Genomic DNA, 21916 nt, shown 5'->3' on the forward strand with positions numbered 1-21916 from the left:
ACGGGCTCGGCGGTGAATGGGACGGCGAATCGGGCGTTGAATGGAGAATGAATCGTTCACGGGCTAATGGCTCGCACGGGGCGCGAGCAAGCCGCGCTTGACCCGCTGCAACGCGCGGTAGGGCGTCACCAGATGCAGCAGATTCTTGGCGAGGCCGAGCCAGTCGTAGAAATTGGCGGCGTTGAAGTAACGCAGTTGCAGCCGCAATGTCGAGCTCACCTGGCGGCGCCTTCGGGTCGCGCTGATGCCGCCTTCGTTCAACTCGTAGTAAAGGCCGAGTTCCGGCAGGTTCGCGCAGTCATAGCGCTCCATCAGACGCACGAACAGATCGAGGTCCTCGGCGGCATGGTAGTCGGCGCGATAGTTGCCGACCGCGCGCACGGCGTCGATGCGCAGCATCATCGAAGGATGTGCGAGGCATGAGCGGAAGAAGCGCAAGCGCCGGATCGCGTTCGGTTCGGCGGGCGGCGTCAGCATGAAGAGCGGCTTGCCTTCGCGCGCGACGACTTGCGTCCACATGCCGAGGCCCGCCACGCGCGGATGCAGTTCCATGAACATGCGCTGCCTCGCGAGCCGTTGCGGCACGCTGCGGTCGCCCGCGTCGATGCGTGCCGCGTAGCGAAAGCCGCGCTGCGCGAGGGCGTCGATGCCGGTTTGCAACGCGCGCTCGATGCCGCCGTTGCGCGGCATGCGCAGCACCTCGATGTGCATGTTGGGGATCGCCGGCGCGACGATCGGCGGCGTGCTGCCGTCGTCGACGATCATCACGTGAATCGGCGCGCTCTCGCTGAACGAAGCCAGCGTGAGATCGACGTCGGCCTGGCCGTTGTAGGCGGGCATGAGCACCGCGACGTCGTCGAGCGAAACATGCGCGGCGGATGAATTCGTCATGGGCGCAATTTGAAACGAATGTAATAAAGATTAACCGACACGGCGGCCAGATAACCGGCGGCAAGTCCCACGAGCGGGCCGTAAGCCCCGAGCCGTGGGATCGCCAGCAGATTCACCACGAACGCGACGGCCAACGCCAGCAGCCATTTCGTGAGCAACACGAATTTGGCCTGATATTTGAGCACGATAAGATTGCTGACCGCCTCGATGCCGGCCGGCACCGAAAGCCACACGGCCCAGCGAAAAATCTCGATCGCGCCTTCGAAGCCCGGTCCGAACACGCGGCGGATGATGAACCCGGCCAGCAGATCGAGCACGAGCGCGCCGCTCACCATCAACACGGCGGTCAGCGCGCTCAGGCGCCACACGTTGCGGCGCAGTTGCGCGGCGTCCTGCACGCGGTAGATGAAGGCGGGCGCGATGGTCTGCGCGAGCATCAGCGCGAGCATGATCCAGTTTTCGTTCAACTGCTGCGCGGCGGAATAGCGCCCGAGGTCGGCGAACGAAATCGCGCGTTCGAGCATCAGCCGGTCGAGTTTCAGGAACAGATACATGCAGATGAGGCCCAGCCAGAACACCGTGCCCGCGCTCGCGAAATGCTTGAGAAGCGAGCGCTCGACATGCCAGCCGAGCTTGCCGCCATGCCGGCGCGCGTAGTAGATCAGCAGCACGGCGCCGATGGCCGCGGATTCGAGCGCCCACAGCCAGCCGAAGTGCGCGGGCGCCGTCGCCGTGCGCACCAGCAGGTAGACGAGCGCGGCTTTCAGCACCGCCGTGCTCATGCTGGTGAGCAACTGCGGCTTGCTGTACGTCATGCTTTGCAGCCACGCATTGATCACGCCGACGAAGGGCTCGCGAAACAGCATCGTCACCGCGAGACCGGCGAGCATCGCGCCGACGAGCGGCTCGAAGACGTGCAGCACGATGGCGAGCCAGGTGAGCAGCAAGGCTGCGGCCGAGACGTAAAAGCGCAGCGCGAAAGCGCTGCCGAGTACGGTGCCGAGTTGAGCGGGCGGGCGGTTGACGATGGTGGGCACCAGGATTTCGGCGCCGCATACCCAGGTGATGGGCGAGAGCACCAGCAGCAGCGTGTTCGCGTACTGCCATTTGCCGAAGGTGTCCGGGCCGAAGTAACGCGCCACCATGCCGCTGATCAGAATCGCCACGCCGATCTGCGTGAGCCGTTCGAGCCCGAGCCAGATGATATTGGTGAAGGCGCGCGTCACGTCGGGATTGGCGAAGCGCTTGAGCGTCAGCATCCGGTGAGCGCTCGCCGGTTCGCTTCTCCGCGGCGCCCGGATGGCGCGAGTTGCGCGCACGGTGCGGTGGCGATGCGCGTCGCTGCCCACCTGGCCGATCGTCGCGGCAACTTTACAAAGGGAGGGCGTCTAAGCATTAGAATGGCGCTACCAGGCTGGTCCGAAAAGCGCAATTATAAGTTGGAACCGGATCGCTTCCGGCAAGGGTGCATCGCCCGGTATGACAGCTAGTTTTACCGATCATTCGGCGATGTGCCGGTCAAAATTTTCCATTGCACGCAAGTGAGCCAACATGATCTCCAAATCCATTTTCAAGGCGTATGACATTCGCGGTGTGATCGGCAAGACGCTCGACGCCGACGCCGCGCGTTCGATCGGCCGCGCATTCGGCAGCGAAGTGCGCGCGCAAGGCGGCGACGCCGTGGTGGTCGCGCGTGACGGGCGCCTCTCGGGCCCCGAACTGATTCAGGCGCTGTCGGACGGTCTGCGTGCGGCCGGCGTCGACGTGGTCAATGTCGGCATGGTGCCCACGCCGGTCGGCTACTTCGCGGCCAGCGTGCCGTTGCAGCTCGACGGCGGCGAAGGCCGCGTCGATTCGTGCATCGTCGTGACGGGCAGCCATAATCCGCCCGACTACAACGGCTTCAAGATGGTGCTGCGCGGCGCGGCCATTTATGGCGAGCAGATCCTCGCGCTGCATCAGCGCATCGTCGACGAAAACTTTTCGGCGGGCAGCGGCACCTACACCGAGTACGACATCGAGGATGCTTACCTCGATCGCATCGCGAGCGACATCAAACTCACGCGGCCGATCAAGATCGTGGTCGACACGGGCAACGGCGTGGCCGGTGGTCTCGCTCCCAGGCTCTTCAAGAAGCTCGGCTGCGAACTGGTTGAACTGTTCACCGAGATCGACGGCAACTTCCCGAACCATCACCCCGACCCGGCTCACCCGGAAAACCTTCAGGACGTGATTCGCGCGCTGAAGGAAACCGACGCCGAAATCGGCTTCGCGTTCGACGGCGACGGCGACCGCCTGGGCGTGGTCACGAAAGACGGCCAGATCATCTATCCCGACCGTCAGCTCATGCTGTTCGCGGAAGAAGTGCTGTCGCGCAACAAGGGCGCGCAGATCATTTACGACGTGAAGTGCACGCGCAATCTCGCCAAGTGGGTGAAAGACAAGGGCGGCGAACCGCTGATGTGGAAAACCGGCCATTCGCTCGTCAAGGCGAAGCTGCGTGAAACCGGCGCGCCGCTGGCCGGCGAGATGAGCGGCCACGTGTTCTTCAAGGACCGCTGGTACGGTTTCGACGACGGCCTGTACACGGGCGCGCGTCTGCTGGAAATCCTCACGCGCGTGGCCGATCCGAGCCAGTTGCTGAACTCGCTGCCGAACTCGAACTCCACGCCGGAACTGCAACTGAAGCTGGAGGAAGGCGAGAACTTCGAACTGATCGCGCGCCTGCAGCAGAACGCGAAGTTCACCGGCGCGGACGACGTCGTGAAGATCGACGGCTTGCGTGTCGAGTATCCCGACGGCTTCGGCCTTGCGCGTTCGTCGAACACCACGCCGGTGGTGGTGATGCGCTTCGAAGCCGATAACGATGCGGCGCTCAGGCGCATCCAGGAAGACTTCCGTCGCGTGATCCTCGCGGAGAAGGCCGACGCGAAGCTGCCGTTCTGAACGCTGTGGCGGTTTCAAGGTAGCAAGCACGCAGCAAGCAGGCAGCAAAGAAGCAGCAAAGAAGCACAACCACGGCGGCGGCGCGGTTCGAACTGAACGCGCGGGCCGCCAGCCAACGCGGCGCGGGTTTCACTTACCGCGCCGCGTTTTTTCATGCCACTTACCTGTGACGCGCTAAAATTGCCGACCTCGTGAGAAAACGCCGGGCCGCCCCGCGGTTTCTCACCCCCTCGGGAGGCCTGGCGCGAAGCGGCAGGTTCGGGGGCTCTCTCAACGCATCTTCGGGCCGGATAACCGGTTTTCCCACTCTTGAGCGCGCAAAAGATTCTGATCGTGAGGGTGTCGTCATTGGGCGACGTCGTTCACAACATGCCGGTGATCGCCGACATCCGGCGCCGCCATCCCGAAGCCCAGATCGACTGGCTCGTCGAAGAAAGCTTCGTCGGCCTGGTCGAACTCGTCAGCGGCGTGCGGCGGGCGATTCCCGTGTCGCTGCGGCGCTGGCGCAAGCGCATCCTCTCGGCCGACAACTGGCGCGAGATCGGCGCGTTTCGCCGCGCGCTCGCCGCCGAGCACTACGATCTCGTGATCGACTGCCAGGGGCTCATCAAGACCGCGTGGGTCGCGAGCATGGCGCGCGGACCGTTGGTCGGCCTCGGCAATCGCACGGACGGCGCCGGCTTCGAATGGCCGGTGCGTTTCTTCTACGGCAAGCGCGTGCCGATCGAGCCGCGCACGCATGTGGTCGAACGCACGCGCCAACTGGTGGCCGCGGCGCTGAACGACCCGCCGCCGCAAGCCACCGACGAGATCGACTTCGGCATCGACACGCGCCGCGCGGCGCTGGCGTTGTCGGAGGCGAAGGTGAATCTGCCGGTGCCTTATGTGGTGTTCGTGCACGCCACCTCGCGCGCCGACAAGCAATGGCCCGATGCCGCGTGGATCGAGTTGGGGCAGTCGTTGGTGCGGCGCGGGGCGTCGATCGTGCTGCCCTGGGGCAGCGAGGCGGAGCGCGCGACGAGCGAGCGGCTCGCGAAGGAATTCGGCGCGGCGGCCATCGTGCCGCCGAAGCTGTCGTTGCCCGCGGTGGTCGGTCTGATCGAAGGCGCCGCGGCGACGGTCGGGGTTGATACAGGTCTGGTTCACATCGCGGCGGCGCTGAAGCGGCCGACAGTCGAGTTGTACAATTTCGCGACCGCGTGGCGCACCGGCGGCTACTGGTCGCCGAACGTCGTCAATCTCGGCACCGCCGGCAAGCCGCCCACGCTGCAAGAGGTCAAATCCGCGCTGGCCGGCTTCGGCCTGTTGTAAAGAACCGGCGCGCCTCGCCTTACGCTCCATCCGTTTTCAAGGGCGACCATGAACGAAACCCAGATCATCGAAGTAGCGAGCGCCGACTGGCACGCACGCAATCTGTCCGTGCCGCGCGAGACGCTGCTTGCCGGCGTCGAACGCGGCAAGGTGCTGTATTTCCCGAACCTGCGCTTTGCGATCGAAGGCGGCGAACAGGCGCTGCTCGACCCCGCGCTCGCCGACCCCAACCGCAAGAACATCAGCCTCGAACCGAACGGCGGCGCGCTGCACGGCGTGGCCGGCGACGCGGTCACGCAATCGGCGGTGCGCGCGCTGATCGCGCGTTATCAGGCCAATGCGCGCACGCTGGTCGATGGACTTTTTCCCGAATACAACGGCAAGCTGCGCGTCGCGCCGACGAGCTTGCGGCTGCATCAGGTCGAAACGCGCCAAACGTCATGGCGTAAGGACGATAGCCGCCTGCACGTGGATGCGTTCCCGTCGCGGCCCAACTACGGCGAGCGCATCTTGCGCGTCTTCACCAACATCAATCCGCATGGCGCGCCGCGCGTGTGGCGCGTGGGCGAACCGTTCGAGGACATGGCGAAGCGCTTTCTGCCGCGCATCAAGCCGCAAATGCCGGGCTCGGCATGGCTGCTGAATCTGCTGCATGTGACGAAATCGCCGCGCAGCGAATACGACCATCTGATGCTGAATCTGCACGACGGCATGAAGGCCGACCTCGACTATCAGAAGTCGAGTCCCCAGGAGACCATGCCGTTCCCGCCGGGCAGCGTGTGGATCTGTTTCTCGGACCAAACCTCGCACGCGGTGATGTCCGGCCAGTTCATGATGGAGCAGACTTTCTTCCTGCCGGTCAAGGCGATGGCGCAGCCCGAATGCGCGCCGCTCGGCATTCTCGAGCGCCTGAAGGGCAGGGCGCTGGTTTGAGCGCCGCTGTCCGTTGGCCGGTTTTGCGCGGCGTGTTCAGGCGCGCGCTCAGCAACGCGGAGCCCCGATGCTGAGGGCGGTTTATAACGCGCTCTGGTGGATCGTCGCGCCGCTGGCGGTGCTGCGTCTTTTGATCCGTTCGCGCAAGGAGCGCGGCTATCGCGAGCATATCGGCGAGCGCTTCGGTTATGCGCGCGGGCGGCTGCCCGAAGACAGCGCGCCGTTGATCTGGGTGCATGCGGTGTCGGTGGGCGAGACGCGCGCCGCGCAACCGCTGATCGACGCGCTGATCAAGGCGCGCCCCGATGCGCGCATCCTGTTGACCCATATGACGCCGAGCGGTCGCGCCACCGGCGAGCAGATTTTCGGCGACCGCGTGTTGCGCAGCTATTTGCCCTACGACATGCCGCATGCGGTGCGGCGTTTCTTGCGGACATGGCGGCCGTCGTTGGGTCTCGTGATGGAAACCGAAGTGTGGCCGACGCTGATCGACGAATGCCGTCGCGCGGACGTGCCGCTGGTGCTGACCAATGCGCGGATGTCGGCGCGCTCGTTCGGGCGCGCGGCGAATTTCGGCCAGGCGGCCAAGGGCGTGTTCGGCGGCTTTGCGCGCGTGCTGGCGCAGAGTCCGTCGGATGCGGAGCGGCTCACCGCGCTCGGCGCGCGCAACGTCGCGGTGCTCGGCAATCTGAAGTTCGACATGAGCACGCCGCCCGAGCTGGCGGCGCGCGGCCATGCGTGGCGTGCTGCGATCGGCGCGCGGCCGGTGTGGGTCGCGGCGAGTACGCGTGAAGGCGAGGAGCAACTGGTGCTGCAGGCGTTCGCGGCGCTCGGCGTCGACGATGCGTTGCTGATCCTGGTGCCGCGTCATCCGCAGCGGTTCAACGAAGTGGCGGCGCTGGTCGAGAAAGCGGGGCTGCGGCTGGAGCGGCGTTCGGGTTGGGCGCCGGCGGCGCAGGTGGCGTCGGGCGCGGGCGTGTTGGGCGACGTGCCTGCGTTGCCCGCTGAAGTCAACGTGCTGCTCGGCGATTCGATGGGCGAGCTGGGTGCTTACTATGCCGCTGCCGATCTGGCGTTTATCGGCGGCAGCTTGTTGCCGCTCGGCGGACAGAACCTGATCGAGGCGTGCGCGGTGGGCGTGCCGGTGCTGATCGGGCCGCACGTGTTCAACTTCACGCAGGCCACCGCGGATGCGGTCGCGGCGGGCGCCGCGGTGCAGGTGCAAGACCCGGCCGATCTGGCGCGGGCATTGCGCGAGCTGTTCAACGACAGGGCGCGACGGCTGGCGATGGGCGGCGCGGCTTCGGCGTTCGCCGCTCGGCATCGTGGAGCGACCGCGCGGACGGTGGATGTGTTGATGGCGGTGTTGCCGGAGTGAGGGGCATCGCTCGCGAGATGCCGTGCGTGGCTCAGGTTTCGAGCGTCGATAAATAATATATTCTGCGAACATCGGGCACGCGCTGCGCTGGCCCTAAGACTTGAACTGTTTCTTCTTCCGCCTGCGATGACGCTCTTCACCGACCTCGGCTTTCAATGGGATCGCGCCGCGATTCCACAAGACATTCCCGCCCATTCGATCAAACGGGTGTGCTTCCGTTTTCATCGAATGCTGCCGGAATTCGTGTGGGACGCGAGTGTGCTCGAAGGCAATCCCTTCACGTTTCCCGAGGTAAAAACGCTGCTCGACGGCGTCACGGTCGGTGGCCGGAAAATCTCCGATCACGAACAGATCCTGAACCTCGCGGAGAGTTCGAAGCATCTGCTGGCCATTGTGCAGACGGGGCGGTTCGCGCTCGACAAGCCGACGTTTTGCGACCTGCATCGTCTCGTTGCACGTAACGAGACGCTTGAGTGGGGCGTATTCCGAGGAGAAGGCGAGGAAACGCGCTATACACCTGACGTTGCGTTGGGTGAGGCGGGGCGGCACACGCCGTTGCCCACCTTGCCGGGCGCCCCCGAACTGAATCGCGTTTTTGCCGCGGGCGCGCGTGCGCTGACCGATCAGGTGCCCAACGCGTTCGAACGCGGCTGCGCTTTCTTCCTGTTCGGCGCGTTGCAGCAGTTTTTCTTCGACGGCAACAAGCGCACCTCACGTTTCATGATGAACGGCGTGCTGATGTCGAACGGCATCGACGCGATCAGTGTGCCGGCGCAGCGCGCCGGTGACTTCAACGAAAAGATGGTGCGCTTTTATCTGTCGAAAGACGCGACGGAGATGATGGCGTTCTTGCTCGAGTGTCATCCGGGCGAGTAACGCCTCAAACCTTCAACAACCCCTTCGCCTCGATAAACCTCACCACCTCCGCGAGCCCGTCGAGCGCCTTCAGATTGCACATCACGAAGGGCCGTTCGCCGCGCATCTTCTTCGCGTCCGATGCCATCACGTCGAGGTTCGCGCCGACCATCGGCGCGAGGTCCGTCTTGTTGATCACCAGCAGATCCGACTTCGTGATGCCGGGGCCGCCCTTGCGCGGAATTTTCTCGCCGCCCGCCACGTCGATCACGTAGATGGTCAGGTCCGACAGTTCCGGGCTGAAGGTCGCCGCGAGATTGTCGCCGCCCGATTCGATGAACACGATGTCGGCATCGGGAAAACGCGTCAGCATGCGATCGACGGCTTCGAGGTTGATCGACGCGTCCTCGCGAATCGCCGTATGCGGGCAGCCGCCCGTTTCGACGCCCATGATCCGCTCGGCGGACAAGGCGCCCGCCACCGTCAGCAGACGCTGGTCCTCTTTCGTATAGATGTCGTTGGTGATCGCGACGAGGTCGTACTGCTCGCGCATCGCCTTGCAGAGCATTTCGAGCAGCGTGGTCTTGCCCGAGCCGACCGGGCCGCCGACGCCCACGCGCAGCGGCGGCAGTTTCTTCGTGCGGGCGGACGAGTGGGCAGGATGATGAGGTGCGTTCATGATGGATCGTCTTATGAGCGAAAGAGCCGCGAATACTGCGACTCGTGACGCGCCGAGAGAATGCCTAACTGCGGCGCGAAGGTGTTGATGTCGGCGGGCGTCGTCGCCAGGGCGCGCGTGACGGCGGCGTCGATCGGCTCGCGCAGCGCGACGATGATGCGTTGGCCCGCGAGTTGGCCCAAAGGCACGGCCTTCAACGCGGCGGCGGCCTGGTTTTCCACCCAGCTAAAAGCGTAAGCGGCCAGTGCGGCGTCGACGGCCGTGTCGTGCGCGTAGGCGGCGAAGGCGAAAGCCGTGGGCTGCGCGAGCGGCGTCATCGCGGCGAGCGTGTCGCGCCTCGCTGCATCGCCCCATTCGAGCGAGACGCACAGTTGCCGCAGCGACCAGCCCATCTGCCCGGTTTCACGCCTCAATTCCGCCGATTCGCGGCTCGCAAGGAATTCGCTGTTGGCTTGCGCGAGGCCGGCTGCATCATGCGCGCGCCAGCGTTCCATTTGATGCGCGAGAAACGGCAGCTCGCCGTGAGCGAGCACGTCGGTCAGGCCGCTCGCGATCCAGTCGCGGGCCGAGTCCGCGTCGGTGATCAGTTGCGCTTCGATCGCCGCTTCGAGTCCCTGCGAGTAGCTGAATGCGCCGATCGGCAGCGCCGGCGACGCGAGATGCAGCAGCGCCGTGAGTTCAGCGATGCGCATGATGGTGGTGATGCCCGTGGCCGCACGATTCGTCGTGGACGTGATCGCCGTGGTCGTGCGCAGGGTCATGCTCATGCGAATGCTCATGCCCGTGATGCTCACCGAACACCTGCTGCGCCAACGCATAGTCTTCAGCGAACGTCTCGTCGTGACCGTGCTTGTGGCCGCCGCCATACGCGCCCGACTCCGGCTGAAACGGCATCGATACCTGATCGACGGTCGCGCCGATGCGCTTGAGCATATCGGCCAGCACCGGATCGTATTCGAGCTTCAGATAGTCCGCGCCGACTTCCACCGGCGTATGACGATTGCCGAGGTGATAAGCGGCGCGCGTCAGCGTCAACCCATCTTTCGCGCGAACATACAGCACCGCTTCCGGCGCCGCGATCACCCGCACCAGACCGCCGTCGTCGGCGACCAGCACATCGCCGTCGCGCAACACCGTGCCGCGCGGCAACAGCAGCGCGACTTCCTCGCCGTTATCGAGCGTTGCCGCGAGCCGGCTCTTGCGGCGTTCGTCGAACGCGAGCGTCAAGGTCGGCGCGCGCTTCACCAGCACGGGCGCGAGCTTCAGATGCGGGGCAATCAGTTTGTCGATGGTGCGCATGGTCAGAACAGGAAGTAGCGTTGCGCCATCGGCAGCACGGTGGCCGGTTCGCAGGTCAGCAACTGACCGTCGGCGATCACCTGATAGGTTTCCGGATCGACGCTGATGCTGGGGCGCCACGCGTTGTGAATCATGTCCGCCTTCGAGATGTTGCGGCAGTTCTTCACGGCAACGATACGCTTGTTCAGGCCATAGCGCTCGCCGACGCCCGCATCGGCCGCCATCCGCGAGACGAAGGTCAACGACGTGCGCCCGAGCGCGCCGCCGCGCGTCGCGAACATCTCGCGATAGTGGACCGGCTGCGGCGTCGGAATCGACGCGTTCGGGTCGCCCATTTGCGCCATCGCGATCATGCCGCCCTTCAGGATCAGCGACGGCTTGATGCCGAAAAACGCCGGCTCCCAGAACACCAGGTCGGCCCACTTGCCCGGCTCGATCGAACCGACTTCATGCGCGATGCCGTGCGTGATCGCCGGGTTGATCGTGTACTTCGCGACGTAACGTTTCGCACGGAAGTTGTCGTTGCGGGCGTTGTCCTCGGCCAGCGCGCCGCGTTGCACCTTCATCTTGTGCGCGGTCTGCCACGTGCGGATGATCACTTCGCCCACGCGGCCCATCGCCTGCGAATCGGACGAGAGCATCGACAGCGCGCCGAGATCGTGCAGGATGTCCTCGGCGGCGATGGTCTCGCGGCGAATTCGCGATTCGGCGAACGCGATGTCTTCCGCGATCGAGGGGTCCAGGTGGTGGCACACCATCAGCATGTCGAGATGCTCTTCGAGCGTATTGACGGTGTACGGGCGCGTCGGATTGGTGGACGAAGGCAGCACGTTCGCCTCGCCGCACACCTTGATGATGTCCGGCGCGTGGCCGCCGCCCGCGCCTTCCGTGTGATACGTGTGAATCGTGCGGCCCTTGAACGCGGCCACGGTCGCTTCGACAAAACCGGCTTCGTTCAGCGTGTCCGTGTGAATCGCGACTTGCGTGTCGGTGTCGTCGGCGACGGAGAGGCAGTTGTCGATCGCGGCCGGCGTCGTGCCCCAGTCCTCGTGCAGCTTCAAACCGATCGCGCCCGCCGCGATCTGCTCGAGGGCCGGTTGCGGCTGGCTCACATTGCCCTTGCCGAGAAAGCCGAGATTCATCGGATAGCCGTCGGCCGCTTGCAGCATGCGTTCGAGATGCCACGGCCCCGGCGTGCAGGTCGTCGCGTTGGTGCCGGTCGCGGGGCCGGTGCCGCCGCCGAGCATCGTCGTCACGCCGCTCGCGAGTGCTTCCTCGATCTGCTGCGGGCTGATGAAGTGAATGTGCGTGTCGATGCCGCCCGCCGTGACGATCAGGCCTTCGCCGGCGATCACCTCGGTGGCCGCGCCGATCGCAATCGTCACGTTCGGCTGGATGTCGGGATTGCCCGCCTTGCCGATCGCGGCAATGCGGCCGTTCTTGATGCCGATGTCGGCCTTGACGATGCCCCAGTGATCGAGAATCACCGCGTTCGTCACGACGGTATCGACCACGTCGGCATGCACGCGTTGCGACTGGCCCATGCCGTCGCGAATCACTTTGCCGCCGCCGAATTTCACTTCTTCGCCGTAGGTGGTGAAGTCGCGCTCGACTTCGATCAGCAGTTCGGTATCGGCGAGGCGCACGCGGTCGCCGGTGGTGGGGCCGAACATTTCCGCGTATGCGCGGCGGCCAATGCGTAGGGTCATGGTGTGGATCCGGAAATGAGCGGGGCGGTCAGGGCAAGCGCGCGCAAGCGGCGCATCACAGCTTGCCCATCACCTTGCCGTTGAAGCCGTAGACGACGCGATCGCCCGCCAGTTCGACCAGTTCGACGGTGCGTTCCTGACCCGGCTCGAAGCGCACGGCGGTGCCCGCCGCGATGTTGAGGCGGAAGCCGCGCGCCGTTTCGCGGTTGAAGGCGAGCGCCGCGTTCACTTCGTAGAAGTGATAGTGCGAGCCGATCTGCACCGGCCGGTCGCCGGTATTCGACACCACCACGGTGACGGTGGCGCGGCCCGCGTTGAGTTCGTGTTCGCCGTCGTCGATCAGGAGTTCGCCGGGAATCATGGAGCCTGCCTGTTAGGGGATCGGGTGATGAACGGTGACGAGCTTGGTGCCGTCGGGGAAGGTGGCTTCGACCTGGATGTCGGGGATCATCTCCGGCACGCCTTCCATCACGTCGTCGCGCGTGAGCAGCGTGGTGCCGTAGTGCATGACCTCGGCGACGGTCTTGCCGTCGCGGGCCGCTTCCATCAGCGCGGCGGTGATGAAGGCGATCGCTTCCGGGTAATTCAGTTTGAGGCCGCGTGCGCGGCGCCGTTCGGCGAGCAGCGCGGCGGTGAAGATCAGCAGCTTGTCCTTCTCGCGGGGTGTCAGCTTCATCGAGTCAGCTTCGTCGAATGGGTGCGTTGGATTGCGCCGGGCCTGGGCGGGGCCGGCTGTGGCAAGGTTAGGCGCTGCGTGTCATGGCCGCGATCGCATGCTACGCACGGGATGCGGCCACGACAAGTGCAATGCCGGATAAGCCCGCCACGCTATCAAGTTTGGCTAACGACGCGCTTACAGATCGGTCGGCAGCGCCGCGCCGAACCACTTCTTCGACATCGTGTTGAGCGTGCCGTCCTGCTTGGCTTGCGCGAGCGCGGCGTTCACTTTCTGCTGCAGGCGCGCTTCGTTCTTGTTCATGCCGACGAAGCATGGCGAATTCTTGATGACGAACTTCGGCTCCGGGCGGCGCGGCGGATTCTTCGCGAGAATCGCGGCGGCGACGATATTGCCGGCGGCGATCAGTTGCACCTGGCCGGACAGGAACGCGGCGATGGTCGCGTTGTTGTCCTCGAAGCGCTTGATCGTGGCGTTCGGCGCCATTTGCGTGAGACCGATTTCCTCGAGCGCGCCGCGCGTCGCGCCGACCGTCTTGCCGGTGAGATCGGCGGGGCCGGCGACCTTGACGTCGGCGGGACCGAACACGCCCTGGTAATACGGCGCGTAGGCGGTCGAGAAATCGATGACCTTCTCGCGATCCGGCGTCTTGCCGAGCGACGAGATCACCAGATCGACCTTGCCGGTTTGCAGATACGGAATGCGGTTCGCGCTGTTGACGGGCACCAGTTCGAGCTTCACGTTCATCGACTTCGCGAGCAGGGCGGCGGTCTCGATGTCGTAGCCTTGCGGCTTCATGTCCGCGCCGACCGAACCGAACGGCGGATAGTCTTCCGGCACGGCGACTTTCAGCACGCCGGCCTTGGCGATGTTGTCGAGCGTGTCCGCGTGAGCGGCGGGCGCATTGAGCGCGAGGACGGGCGAGAGCAGCAGTGCGGCGAGCCAGGCGCGACGCGCGGGGCGAAGAGTCGATCGGTTCATGTGATGTGAGCGGTGGTGGTGGCGGCAAGCCGGTCGGCTGCCGTCAGGACGCGGCAGCATCGTGACGGTTCTCAACGCAAGGTGTGTGCCATGCCGGTGCAGCATGCGCTTGCTGGACGTAAGGCGCGGCCGCGCACCGGGTTGGGGCTCGCGAATGCCTCGGCTTGGTGCGCTGCTGTGCTTACGGCGGTGAAAGGCTCGATGCAGCGGCACGAGCCATGAAGCGAATCAGGTGGACCAGATTCTTAGCGGCACCGCATCGACACCATGCACGACCGGCCTGAGTTGAAGCCAGCACGTCGTCAACGCGTTTTGCAGCGTCTCCATGGAACGCGACACCGCTCGCACGAGTAGCACGCCTTGCGTGACGCAGGAGGCCGCCGCGCGCAGCGTATCGTCGAACGGTAGTTGCGCGGTGAGCGCTTCGGCGAGCGCATCGTCGCAAGCGGCGCCGAGCGCCCACAGCGCGCCATATGCCGGAAAGCCGGCCAGCCCTTGCGCGGCATCGCGCAGCGGATCGTCGGCGGTGAGGCTCGCGCGTTCGAGCCACAGCAGTTCGCCATTCGCGCCCACGATGCGCGACACCGCCTGCAAGCGTCCCGCCGACCACCGCTCACCGGCCGCTTGCCGCCCGAGTTGCGTCGCATCCCAGCCGAGGGCGGTCGCGCCTTCGCTCAGTGTCAGCGAGAAATCGAGCATCGCGTTCGCGTGATCGAAAACGATATTGTTCTGCGGCAGCCAGTCGAGCCTCGCGTGCTCGCCGACGCGCACGGCGATGGTTTGCTGCGCGGCGCGTCCATTGGACTTGTACCACTTGGTCGCGCCAGGCGTGGTGATGACGGCATGCGCGCCGGCGCCGACGGCCACGTCGATATCGAGCTGATCGCCGCCCGCGATGCCGCCTGGCGGATGCACGATCACCGCATGACAGATCGCATGGCCTTCGGGATAGAGCGGCCGTTGCACGCGCAGCGGTCCATCGTGCAGCCGATGCTTGAGCGTGGTGCGTTGGTCGTGCTTGACGAAGCCGAGTTCGAGACGCGCGCGCCATTGCGAATGGGCGCCGGCTTGGGTGCCGGATTGCGTGCCGGTTTGCGTGTCGGCTGGCGCGCTCGCGAGCGTGATGTGGTTTTCGTGAAGCGACATGCGAATGGACTTGCGGTGGACGGAGTGAGGCGGAGCGTGCCTATGCGAGTGAGCCGCGTTGCCCCGGCATGCGGCGAGAATAGCACGCGGGTTGGCTCATATCCGTCACACGGCGATGAGTGTGCGCACGCCGTCCGCGTCCATGTTGGCGCCTTCGCCGCCCGCGATGATTTCACCGCGGCTCATGACCCAATAGCGGTCCGCGATGTCTTTCGCGAAGTCGTAATACTGTTCGACGAGCAGTACCGTCATGCCCATTTCCTCGATCAGTTGACGCAGCGTGCGGCCGATGTCCTGAATGATCGACGGCTGAATGCCTTCGGTGGGTTCGTCGAGAATGAGCAGTTGCGGATCGCTCATGAGCGCGCGGCCGATCGCGAGTTGTTGTTGCTGACCGCCGGACAGATCGCCGCCGCGACGGGTGCGCATGTCCTTCAGGACGGGGAATAGTTCGTAGATGCGGTCGGGGATTTTTCTTGGGGCTTTTTTGCTGGCGGCGCCCACTAGCAGGTTTTCCTCGACCGTTAGCCGCGGGAAGATGTCGCGGCCTTGGGGGACGTAGGCCAGGCCTTTTTCTACTCGCGAGTAGGTGGGGAGTTTGGTGATGGGCGTGTCACGCCAGGTGATCGAGCCGCTTTTGGTTTGGACTACGCCCATCAGGCATCTCAGCAAGGTTGTCTTGCCTACGCCGTTGCGGCCCAATAGGACTGTTAGTTTGCCGGCTGGCACTGTGAGCTTCACGTCTCTTAGGATGTGGCTGCCGCCGTAGTACTGGTTTAGGTTTTGTACTTCTAGCATTTTTTGAACGTCCGTTGGGGTGGGGTTTTTGCTGTGGTGGCCTTTGCTTGATTTGTTTGTGGTCTCTTGATTTGTTAGTGGTCTATTAGCGTTGCCCCTGTGCGGGGCGGCACCTACTTTTCTTTGCCGGCCGCAAAGAAAAGTAGGCAAAAGAAAGCGGCTCAAACCGCTAACTTTTAAGTGGGTCCCCTGGCTTGGAGGGGATCGTGGTGCATCTGGAATCCGTGCTCTCGCACACTCCGCGTTCGTGACAAAGCAGTCATTCTTCCGGCGACGCTGCGCGCGCCGTCGCGGTGCTTCATCAAACCCCGCGGCGCTCTTGGGGTTAAGTGGTACTTCGTCGAACCATGCGGCGCTTTTGGGGCTAAGCGGTGCTTCATCAAACCCCGCGGCGCTCTTGGGGTTAAGCGGTACTTCATCGAACCATGCGCTGCTTCTGGCGCTAAGCGGTACTTCATCAAATCACGTGCAGCTTCTGGGGCTAAGTGGTGTTTCATCGAACCATGCACTGCTTTTGAGGCTAAGCGAAACTTCGTCAAGTTATGCGCCGCTTCTGGGCTAAGCGGTGCTTCCATTCAACTCGTGCCTGGCTCTGCGCACACATTTAGCGCCACGCCGAGGCGAAGCCGACGGCCCCCACGCGCACAAACGAAGCCGTTGGTTTGCGGGCAGACCCTTCCGCCGAGCGCGGAGCGCGAGGCGGGAAGTATGACTGCCTTGTCACGAGCGCGGAGTGCGCGAGAGCACGGATTCCAGATGCACCACGATCCCCTCCAAGCCAGGGGATCCACTTAAAAATTAGCGGTGTGAGCCGCTTTCTTTTGCCTACTTTTCTTTGCGGCCGGCAAAGAAAAGTAGGTGCCGCCCCGCACAGGGGCAACGCTAATAGACCACTAACAAATCAAGTAAAGGCCAAAAAATCAGAGAACAGAAAGACCAGAGAACAAAAAAAACCAGAGAACAAAAAAATCAGCCCTCACCTCCCAAGATAAGACTCAATAACAGTCTCATCCCTCTTCACCTCATCCAAACTCCCATGCGCCAAAACACGCCCTTCGGCCATGACAGTAACCTTCCCGGCCTCGCCGGCCAAAGCAGCGACAAACTCCATATCATGCTCGACAACCATCATCGAACAAGTCCCCCGCAAATGATTGAGCAATTCAGCCAACCGCATGGTCTCGTCATCAGTCATCCCAGCCGCAGGCTCATCGAGCAACAACAACGCCGGTTGCTGCATCAGCAACATCCCAATCTCGAGCCGCTGCTTCTGCCCATGCGACAACTCGCCGGCCAGCCGCCGCGCCTCACTCTCGAGCCCGATCAACAAAAGCGTCTCTTCAATCCGCGCCTGCGCCTCGCGATCCAACCGCGCCCGTAACGACGACCACCACCCCTTGTCAGCCTTCATCGCCAACTCGAGGTTCTCCCACACGGGATGCTGCTCGAACACCGTCGGCTTCTGAAACTTGCGCCCGATCCCGGCACGCGCAATAGAAGGTTCATTCATGCGCGTGAGATCGATCGACTGCCCCAGAAAAACCTTGCCCGAATCGGGCTCGGTCTTGCCGGTAATCACATCCATCATCGTGGTCTTGCCCGCGCCATTCGGGCCGATGATGCAACGCAGTTCCCCGGCGTCGATGGAAAGCGTCAGCGCATTCAACGCGCGAAAACCGTCGAAACTCACGGTCACGTCTTCAAGGTACAGAATCGTGCCGTGCGAGATGTCGATTTGCCCCGGCACCACCGCGTGCCCCATGCTCGCGACGCCGCTCAACGAATGTTCAGCGGGTTGTTCCGGTAATGCCAAGTCGGGAACCATCGGGTTTTCGTTCATGAACGGTTCCTCTTGCGCGTCACGATGTCGATCAGCCCCATGATGCCGTTCGGCAGGAACAGCGGAACCAGCACGAAAATCAGACCAAGAAAGAACAGCCAGTATTCAGGGAAGTTCGCCGTGAAAAAGCTCTTCGCGCCATTCACCGCGAACGCGCCGACGATCGGCCCGATCAGCGTGCCGCGTCCGCCCACGGCGACCCAGATCGCCATTTCAATCGAGTTGCCCGGCGACATCTCGCCGGGATTGATGATGCCGACCTGTGGCACGTACAACGCGCCGGCGATTCCGCACAAGACGGCGGACACGGTCCACACGAACAGCTTGTACGCGAGCGGGCTGTAACCGAGGAACATCAAGCGCGTTTCGCCGTCGCGCACCGCGGTCACCACGCGGCCGAGCTTCGACGTGACGATTGCCCGCGCGCCGATGAACGCGAGAATCAGCACCGCGAACGTGATCAGCAACAGCGCCGTGCGCGTGCCCGCATGCGTGATCGGAAATCCGCCGATGCGCTTGAAATCGGTGAAGCCGTTATTGCCGCCGAAACCCGTTTCGTTGCGGTAGAACAGCAGCATCGCGGCAAACGTCATCGCCTGCGTGATGATCGACAGGTACACGCCCTTCACGCGCGAGCGGAACGTGAAGAAGCCGAACACCCACGCGACCACCGCCGGCACCAGCACCACCAGCAGCAGCGCGTAGCCGAGATGCTGCGTGCCTTGCCAGTACCAGGGCAGTTGGTGCCAGTCGAGAAACACCATGAAGTCGGGCAGGTCGCTGCCGTATTTGCCGTCGTGACCGATCGAACGCATCAGGTACATGCCGATCGCGTAGCCGCCCAACGCGAAGAACAACGCGTGCCCGAGACTCAGGATGCCGCAGTAGCCCCACACGAGATCGAGCGCGAGCGCGGCGATCGCGTAGCACATGAACTTGCCGGTGATCGTCATCGCGTAGGCGGACAGATGCAGCGGGCTCGTCTCCGGCACCACGAGTGTCGCGAACGGCACGCCGAGGCCGAACACGATGATGAGCGCGATCAGCGCGAGCCACGCGCGGCGCGACAACAGCGCGGGACGCGGCGGCAAGCCGAGCGCGAAGCCGGAATCGGCGCCGCGTCCGGCCGCGGCACGGCTGCCCGCCGTGCCGACGTGGGGCGATGAAGTAGCCGATGTCATCATGCCTCCGCGCTGCGGCCCTTGAGGGCGAACATGCCCTGCGGACGCTTCTGGATGAACAGCACGATCAGCACCAGCACCGCGATCTTCGCGAGCACCGCGCCCCAGAACGGTTCGATCGCCTTGCTGACGAGTCCGAGCCCGAAGCCGCCGATTACCGTGCCGGCGAGTTGGCCGACGCCGCCGAGCACCACGGCCATGAACGAATCGATGATGTAGCTCTGGCCGAGGTCGGGTCCGACATTGCCGATCTGCGACAACGCGCAGCCGCCCAAACCGGCGATGCCCGCGCCGAACGCGAACGCATACGAATCGACGCGCGCGGTCTTCACGCCGACGCACGCGGCCATGCGCCGGTTCTGCGTGACGGCGCGCACGAAGAGGCCGAGGCGCGTTTTAGTGAGCACCGTCCACGCGATGCCGACGACGATCAGCGAGAACGCCAGGATCGCGAGGCGGTTGTACGGCAGGATCAGATTCGGCAGCACGGTCACGCCGCCGCTCATCCACGCCGGGTTCACCACTTGCACGTTCTGCGCGCCGAACAGCATGCGCGTCGCCTGAATCAGGATCAGGCTGATGCCGAAGGTGGTCAACAAAGTCTCCAAAGGCCGGCCGTACAGATGCTTCAGCACCAGCCGTTCGAGCACGATGCCCACCAGCCCCGCCGCGGCGAACGAGGCCGGCACCGCGAGAAGCGGATACCAGTCGAACGCGCCGGGCGCATAGCGCTGAAACAGGTTCTGCACGACGTAAGTGGCGTACGCGCCGATCATCAGGAATTCGCCGTGCGCCATGTTGATGACGCCGATCAGGCCATACGTGATCGCGAGGCCGAGCGCCGCGAGCAGCAGCACGCTGCCGAGCGACAAGCCGGCGAACAGCGTGCCGGCGATCTGGCTGCGGCGCTGGATCGCATCGAGTTCGTCGATGCCGCTTTGCGCGGCCGCGCGGATGCGCTCGTCGGCTTCATTGAAGCTGCCGTCCGGCTTCTTCGCGACGAGCGGGCGCAGCAGTTCGTTCATGTCGAGATCGTGCCGGGCGGCGACCAGTTGCACGGCTTCGAGACGCCTCGCCGGATCGGCGTCGTGCAGGGCGGTCATCGCCCACAGCGTGTCGAGGCGCTTCTTCAGCGCGGGATCGGTTTCCTTCGCGCGGGCCGCGTCGACCAGCGGCTTGATCGCCGGGTCGGGGTTGCGCAGCAGCGCGGCGGTCGCGGCTTCACGGGTCGCCCTGTCCGGCGAATCGAGTTGCAGGCCGGACAGCGCGCCGGCCACTTTCGAGCGCAGCAGGTTGTTCAGCGTGACCGGTTGCGCGTCGCCGGCGGCGACGGTCTTGCCGGTGACCGCGTCGCGCGCGGCGTCGCCGTCTTGCAGCAGCACGGCGCCGGCATCGGTGGCGAGCGCGCTGTCTTCGGAGAGCGCCTTGAGCACCGCGACCGATTCCTTGTCGTGGTTGGCGATCAGCTTGTCGATGGCGGCGGACTTCGCATCGAAGTCGTCGGCGGCGAGCGGCGCGACATCGGCCGGGACGAGCGCGAACGCGGCAAGCGGCGCACCCGCGAGAAGCGCGAGGAGCGCGAGCGCCACGCCGGCGATGGCGCGCCGTGCGCCTGGTCGTACAAACGTCGGAAATGAAAACGCCATGATGGCCTTTGAAGATAAACCAGCGGGGCGGCGCGGCATCGCGCGCGCGAGAGCCGCGGCCGCGACGGGCGCGCCCCTCTGTCGATCACACCGGATCGCCGCGCCGGCCGACTGCGCCCGCATGACGATCCGGCGTGCGGTCAGGCGACGCGCGCGCGCTTCAGGAACGCCGGAATCGAGCTGACCACGTCCGGCTTGCTCGAATTGCCGGCGATGAACGGGCTCCACGGCTGCGCGCGAATCGCGGTCTTGGTGCGCCACACCACGTTGAATTGGCCGTCGGCGCGCACTTCGCCGATCATCACCGGCTTGTGCAGATGGTGATTGCCGTCCATCTCCAGCGTGAAGCCCGACGGCGCGACGAACTGCTGGCCGACCATCGCGACGCGCACCTTGTCCACGTCCGTGCTCTTGGCCTTCTCGACGGCCTGCTTCCACATATGAATGCCGACGAAGGTCGCTTCCATCGGGTCGTTCGTCACGCGCTTGGTGCCGCCCGGCAGATTGTTCTCCTTGACCCACGCGGCCCATTGCTTCTTGAACTTCTCGTTGGCCGGATTGCGTACCGACATGAAGTAGTTCCATGCCGCGAGATTGCCGACCAGCGGCTTGGTATCGATGCCGCGCAGTTCTTCCTCGCCGACCGAGAACGCGACGACCGGCACGTCCGACGCCTTCAGCCCCTGGTTGCCGAGTTCCTTGTAGAACGGCACGTTCGAATCGCCGTTCACCGTCGAGATCACCGCGGTCTTGCCGCCTTGCGAGAAGGTCTTGATGTTCGCGACGATGGTCTGATAGTCGCTGTGGCCGAACGGCGTGTAGACCTCCTGGATGTCGGCCTCCTGCACGCCCTTCGACTTGAGGAACGCGCGCAGGATCTTGTTGGTCGTGCGGGGGTACACATAGTCGGTGCCCAGCAGGAAAAAGCGCTTGGCGCCGCCGCCTTCCGCGCTCATCAGATATTCGGTGGCGGGAATCGCCTGCTGATTCGGCGCGGCGCCCGTGTAGAACACGTTGCGCGACATTTCCTCGCCTTCGTACTGCACCGGATAGAACAGCAGGCCGTTCAGTTCCTCGAACACCGGCAGCACCGACTTGCGCGACACCGAGGTCCAGCAGCCGAACACGACCGCGCACTTGTCCTGCGTGATCAGTTGGCGCGCCTTTTCGGCGAACAGCGGCCAGTTCGACGCCGGGTCCACCACCACCGGCTGCAACTGGCGGCCCATCACGCCGCCGCTCTTGTTGATCTCCGCGATGGTCATCAACGCGGTGTCCTTCAGCGAGGTCTCCGAAATCGCCATCGTGCCCGACAGGGAATGCAGAATCCCCACCTTGATCGGACCGCTGCCGGACTGCGCCTGGGCAAACGGAACCTGACCAGCAAGCGCCAGCGCGCCCGACATGGAGCCGAACTTCAACAGACTGCGACGTTTCATGTGTATCCCCTTGCCATTGATGATGAATGTTTATGGGCGTCGATTTCGGTCAGCGTTGCCTATCCCGTATGACTTGCCGCTCCTGTACTGCAAGGCACATGCCATGCGGCAAGTTCGACTGGAAGTGCGTGCGGTTCACGCTGCGGCGCGGCTGCGAGCGAGGTAAGTTATGCGCGCTGCGGCGCCGTTGTGGTGCACGCGGGGGGCG

20 protein-coding genes are annotated in these 21916 nt (G+C 64.4%); 5 read left to right on the forward strand and 15 right to left on the reverse strand.

Features of this window, described 5'->3' with window-relative positions; genetic code table 11:
• Nucleotides 1-63 precede the first annotated feature (63 nt).
• Together CUJ90_RS03360 and CUJ90_RS03365 are read right to left on the reverse strand one after the other, a co-directional pair.
• Complete coding sequence (locus CUJ90_RS03360) at nt 64-891, reverse strand: glycosyltransferase (RefSeq protein WP_114161975.1); 828 nt, start codon at nt 889-891, stop codon at nt 64-66.
• On the reverse strand, nt 888-2150 hold the full coding sequence (locus CUJ90_RS03365; protein WP_114161976.1) for an oligosaccharide flippase family protein: 1263 nt from the start codon (nt 2148-2150) through the stop codon (nt 888-890). The genes CUJ90_RS03360 and CUJ90_RS03365 overlap by 4 nt, the downstream gene beginning before the upstream one ends.
• Nucleotides 2151-2442: 292 nt before the next feature.
• On the opposite strand from CUJ90_RS03365, the gene CUJ90_RS03370 reads away from it, so the two are divergent.
• The 5 genes from CUJ90_RS03370 to CUJ90_RS03390 all read left to right on the forward strand — a co-directional run bounded on the left by CUJ90_RS03370 (nt 2443) and on the right by CUJ90_RS03390 (nt 8335).
• Nucleotides 2443-3837 (forward strand): phosphomannomutase/phosphoglucomutase, encoded by a 1395-nt coding sequence (locus CUJ90_RS03370; RefSeq protein WP_114161977.1) that lies wholly within the window; start codon nt 2443-2445, stop codon nt 3835-3837.
• 369 nt (nt 3838-4206) lie between these two features.
• A complete protein-coding gene (waaC, locus tag CUJ90_RS03375; RefSeq protein ID WP_244220005.1) occupies nt 4207-5148 on the forward strand; it encodes a lipopolysaccharide heptosyltransferase I in 942 nt (313 codons plus the stop codon).
• A gap of 48 nt (nt 5149-5196) precedes the next feature.
• Complete coding sequence (kdoO, locus tag CUJ90_RS03380) at nt 5197-6081, forward strand: Kdo hydroxylase KdoO (protein WP_083085761.1); 885 nt, start codon at nt 5197-5199, stop codon at nt 6079-6081.
• A gap of 67 nt (nt 6082-6148) precedes the next feature.
• On the forward strand, nt 6149-7459 hold the full coding sequence (waaA, locus tag CUJ90_RS03385) for a lipid IV(A) 3-deoxy-D-manno-octulosonic acid transferase (protein ID WP_114161979.1): 1311 nt from the start codon (nt 6149-6151) through the stop codon (nt 7457-7459).
• Nucleotides 7460-7585: 126 nt separating this feature from the next.
• The gene (locus CUJ90_RS03390) at nt 7586-8335 is read left to right on the forward strand and encodes a Fic family protein (RefSeq protein ID WP_114161980.1); all 750 of its coding nucleotides are present in this window, start codon (nt 7586-7588) and stop codon (nt 8333-8335) included.
• Nucleotides 8336-8339: 4 nt separating this feature from the next.
• Here CUJ90_RS03390 and ureG read toward each other — a convergent pair whose 3' ends face one another.
• From ureG to urtA, 13 genes are all read right to left on the reverse strand, one after another.
• Nucleotides 8340-8993 carry an urease accessory protein UreG gene (gene ureG, locus CUJ90_RS03395; RefSeq protein ID WP_114161981.1) on the reverse strand — a complete coding sequence of 218 codons (654 nt, stop codon included), beginning with the start codon at nt 8991-8993 and terminating at the stop codon, nt 8340-8342.
• Nucleotides 8994-9004: 11 nt separating this feature from the next.
• Nucleotides 9005-9685: an urease accessory protein UreF gene (locus tag CUJ90_RS03400; protein WP_073431678.1), complete on the reverse strand. Its 681-nt coding sequence runs from the start codon at nt 9683-9685 to the stop codon at nt 9005-9007.
• The gene (ureE, locus tag CUJ90_RS03405; protein ID WP_114161982.1) at nt 9672-10292 is read right to left on the reverse strand and encodes an urease accessory protein UreE; all 621 of its coding nucleotides are present in this window, start codon (nt 10290-10292) and stop codon (nt 9672-9674) included. The genes CUJ90_RS03400 and ureE overlap by 14 nt, the downstream gene beginning before the upstream one ends.
• Nucleotides 10293-10294: 2 nt before the next feature.
• The gene (gene ureC / locus CUJ90_RS03410; protein ID WP_083085768.1) at nt 10295-12001 is read right to left on the reverse strand and encodes an urease subunit alpha; all 1707 of its coding nucleotides are present in this window, start codon (nt 11999-12001) and stop codon (nt 10295-10297) included.
• A 55-nt stretch (nt 12002-12056) separates the two neighbouring features.
• The gene (locus CUJ90_RS03415; RefSeq protein WP_114161983.1) at nt 12057-12362 is read right to left on the reverse strand and encodes an urease subunit beta; all 306 of its coding nucleotides are present in this window, start codon (nt 12360-12362) and stop codon (nt 12057-12059) included.
• A 12-nt stretch (nt 12363-12374) separates the two neighbouring features.
• Nucleotides 12375-12677, reverse strand: coding sequence for an urease subunit gamma (ureA, locus tag CUJ90_RS03420; RefSeq protein ID WP_011487082.1), 303 nt, complete (start codon nt 12675-12677; stop codon nt 12375-12377).
• A gap of 177 nt (nt 12678-12854) precedes the next feature.
• Nucleotides 12855-13658: a transporter substrate-binding domain-containing protein gene (locus tag CUJ90_RS03425; RefSeq protein ID WP_073431682.1), complete on the reverse strand. Its 804-nt coding sequence runs from the start codon at nt 13656-13658 to the stop codon at nt 12855-12857.
• Between the two features lie 228 nt (nt 13659-13886).
• Nucleotides 13887-14804 carry an urease accessory protein UreD gene (locus CUJ90_RS03430; protein ID WP_114161984.1) on the reverse strand — a complete coding sequence of 306 codons (918 nt, stop codon included), beginning with the start codon at nt 14802-14804 and terminating at the stop codon, nt 13887-13889.
• Nucleotides 14805-14909: 105 nt separating this feature from the next.
• The gene (gene urtE, locus CUJ90_RS03435) at nt 14910-15602 is read right to left on the reverse strand and encodes an urea ABC transporter ATP-binding subunit UrtE (RefSeq protein WP_114161985.1); all 693 of its coding nucleotides are present in this window, start codon (nt 15600-15602) and stop codon (nt 14910-14912) included.
• A 976-nt stretch (nt 15603-16578) separates the two neighbouring features.
• Complete coding sequence (gene urtD / locus CUJ90_RS03440) at nt 16579-17442, reverse strand: urea ABC transporter ATP-binding protein UrtD (RefSeq protein WP_114161986.1); 864 nt, start codon at nt 17440-17442, stop codon at nt 16579-16581.
• On the reverse strand, nt 17439-18623 hold the full coding sequence (gene urtC, locus CUJ90_RS03445) for an urea ABC transporter permease subunit UrtC (RefSeq protein WP_073431686.1): 1185 nt from the start codon (nt 18621-18623) through the stop codon (nt 17439-17441). Before urtC ends, urtD begins: the two co-directional genes overlap by 4 nt.
• Complete coding sequence (gene urtB, locus CUJ90_RS03450) at nt 18623-20269, reverse strand: urea ABC transporter permease subunit UrtB (RefSeq protein ID WP_114161987.1); 1647 nt, start codon at nt 20267-20269, stop codon at nt 18623-18625. Before urtB ends, urtC begins: the two co-directional genes overlap by 1 nt.
• A 140-nt stretch (nt 20270-20409) precedes the next feature.
• Nucleotides 20410-21708 (reverse strand): urea ABC transporter substrate-binding protein, encoded by a 1299-nt coding sequence (urtA, locus tag CUJ90_RS03455; protein WP_083085774.1) that lies wholly within the window; start codon nt 21706-21708, stop codon nt 20410-20412.
• Nucleotides 21709-21916 lie beyond the last annotated feature (208 nt).

The sequence above is a fragment of the Paraburkholderia terricola genome (assembly GCF_003330825.1).
Lineage (GTDB): Bacteria > Pseudomonadota > Gammaproteobacteria > Burkholderiales > Burkholderiaceae > Paraburkholderia > Paraburkholderia terricola.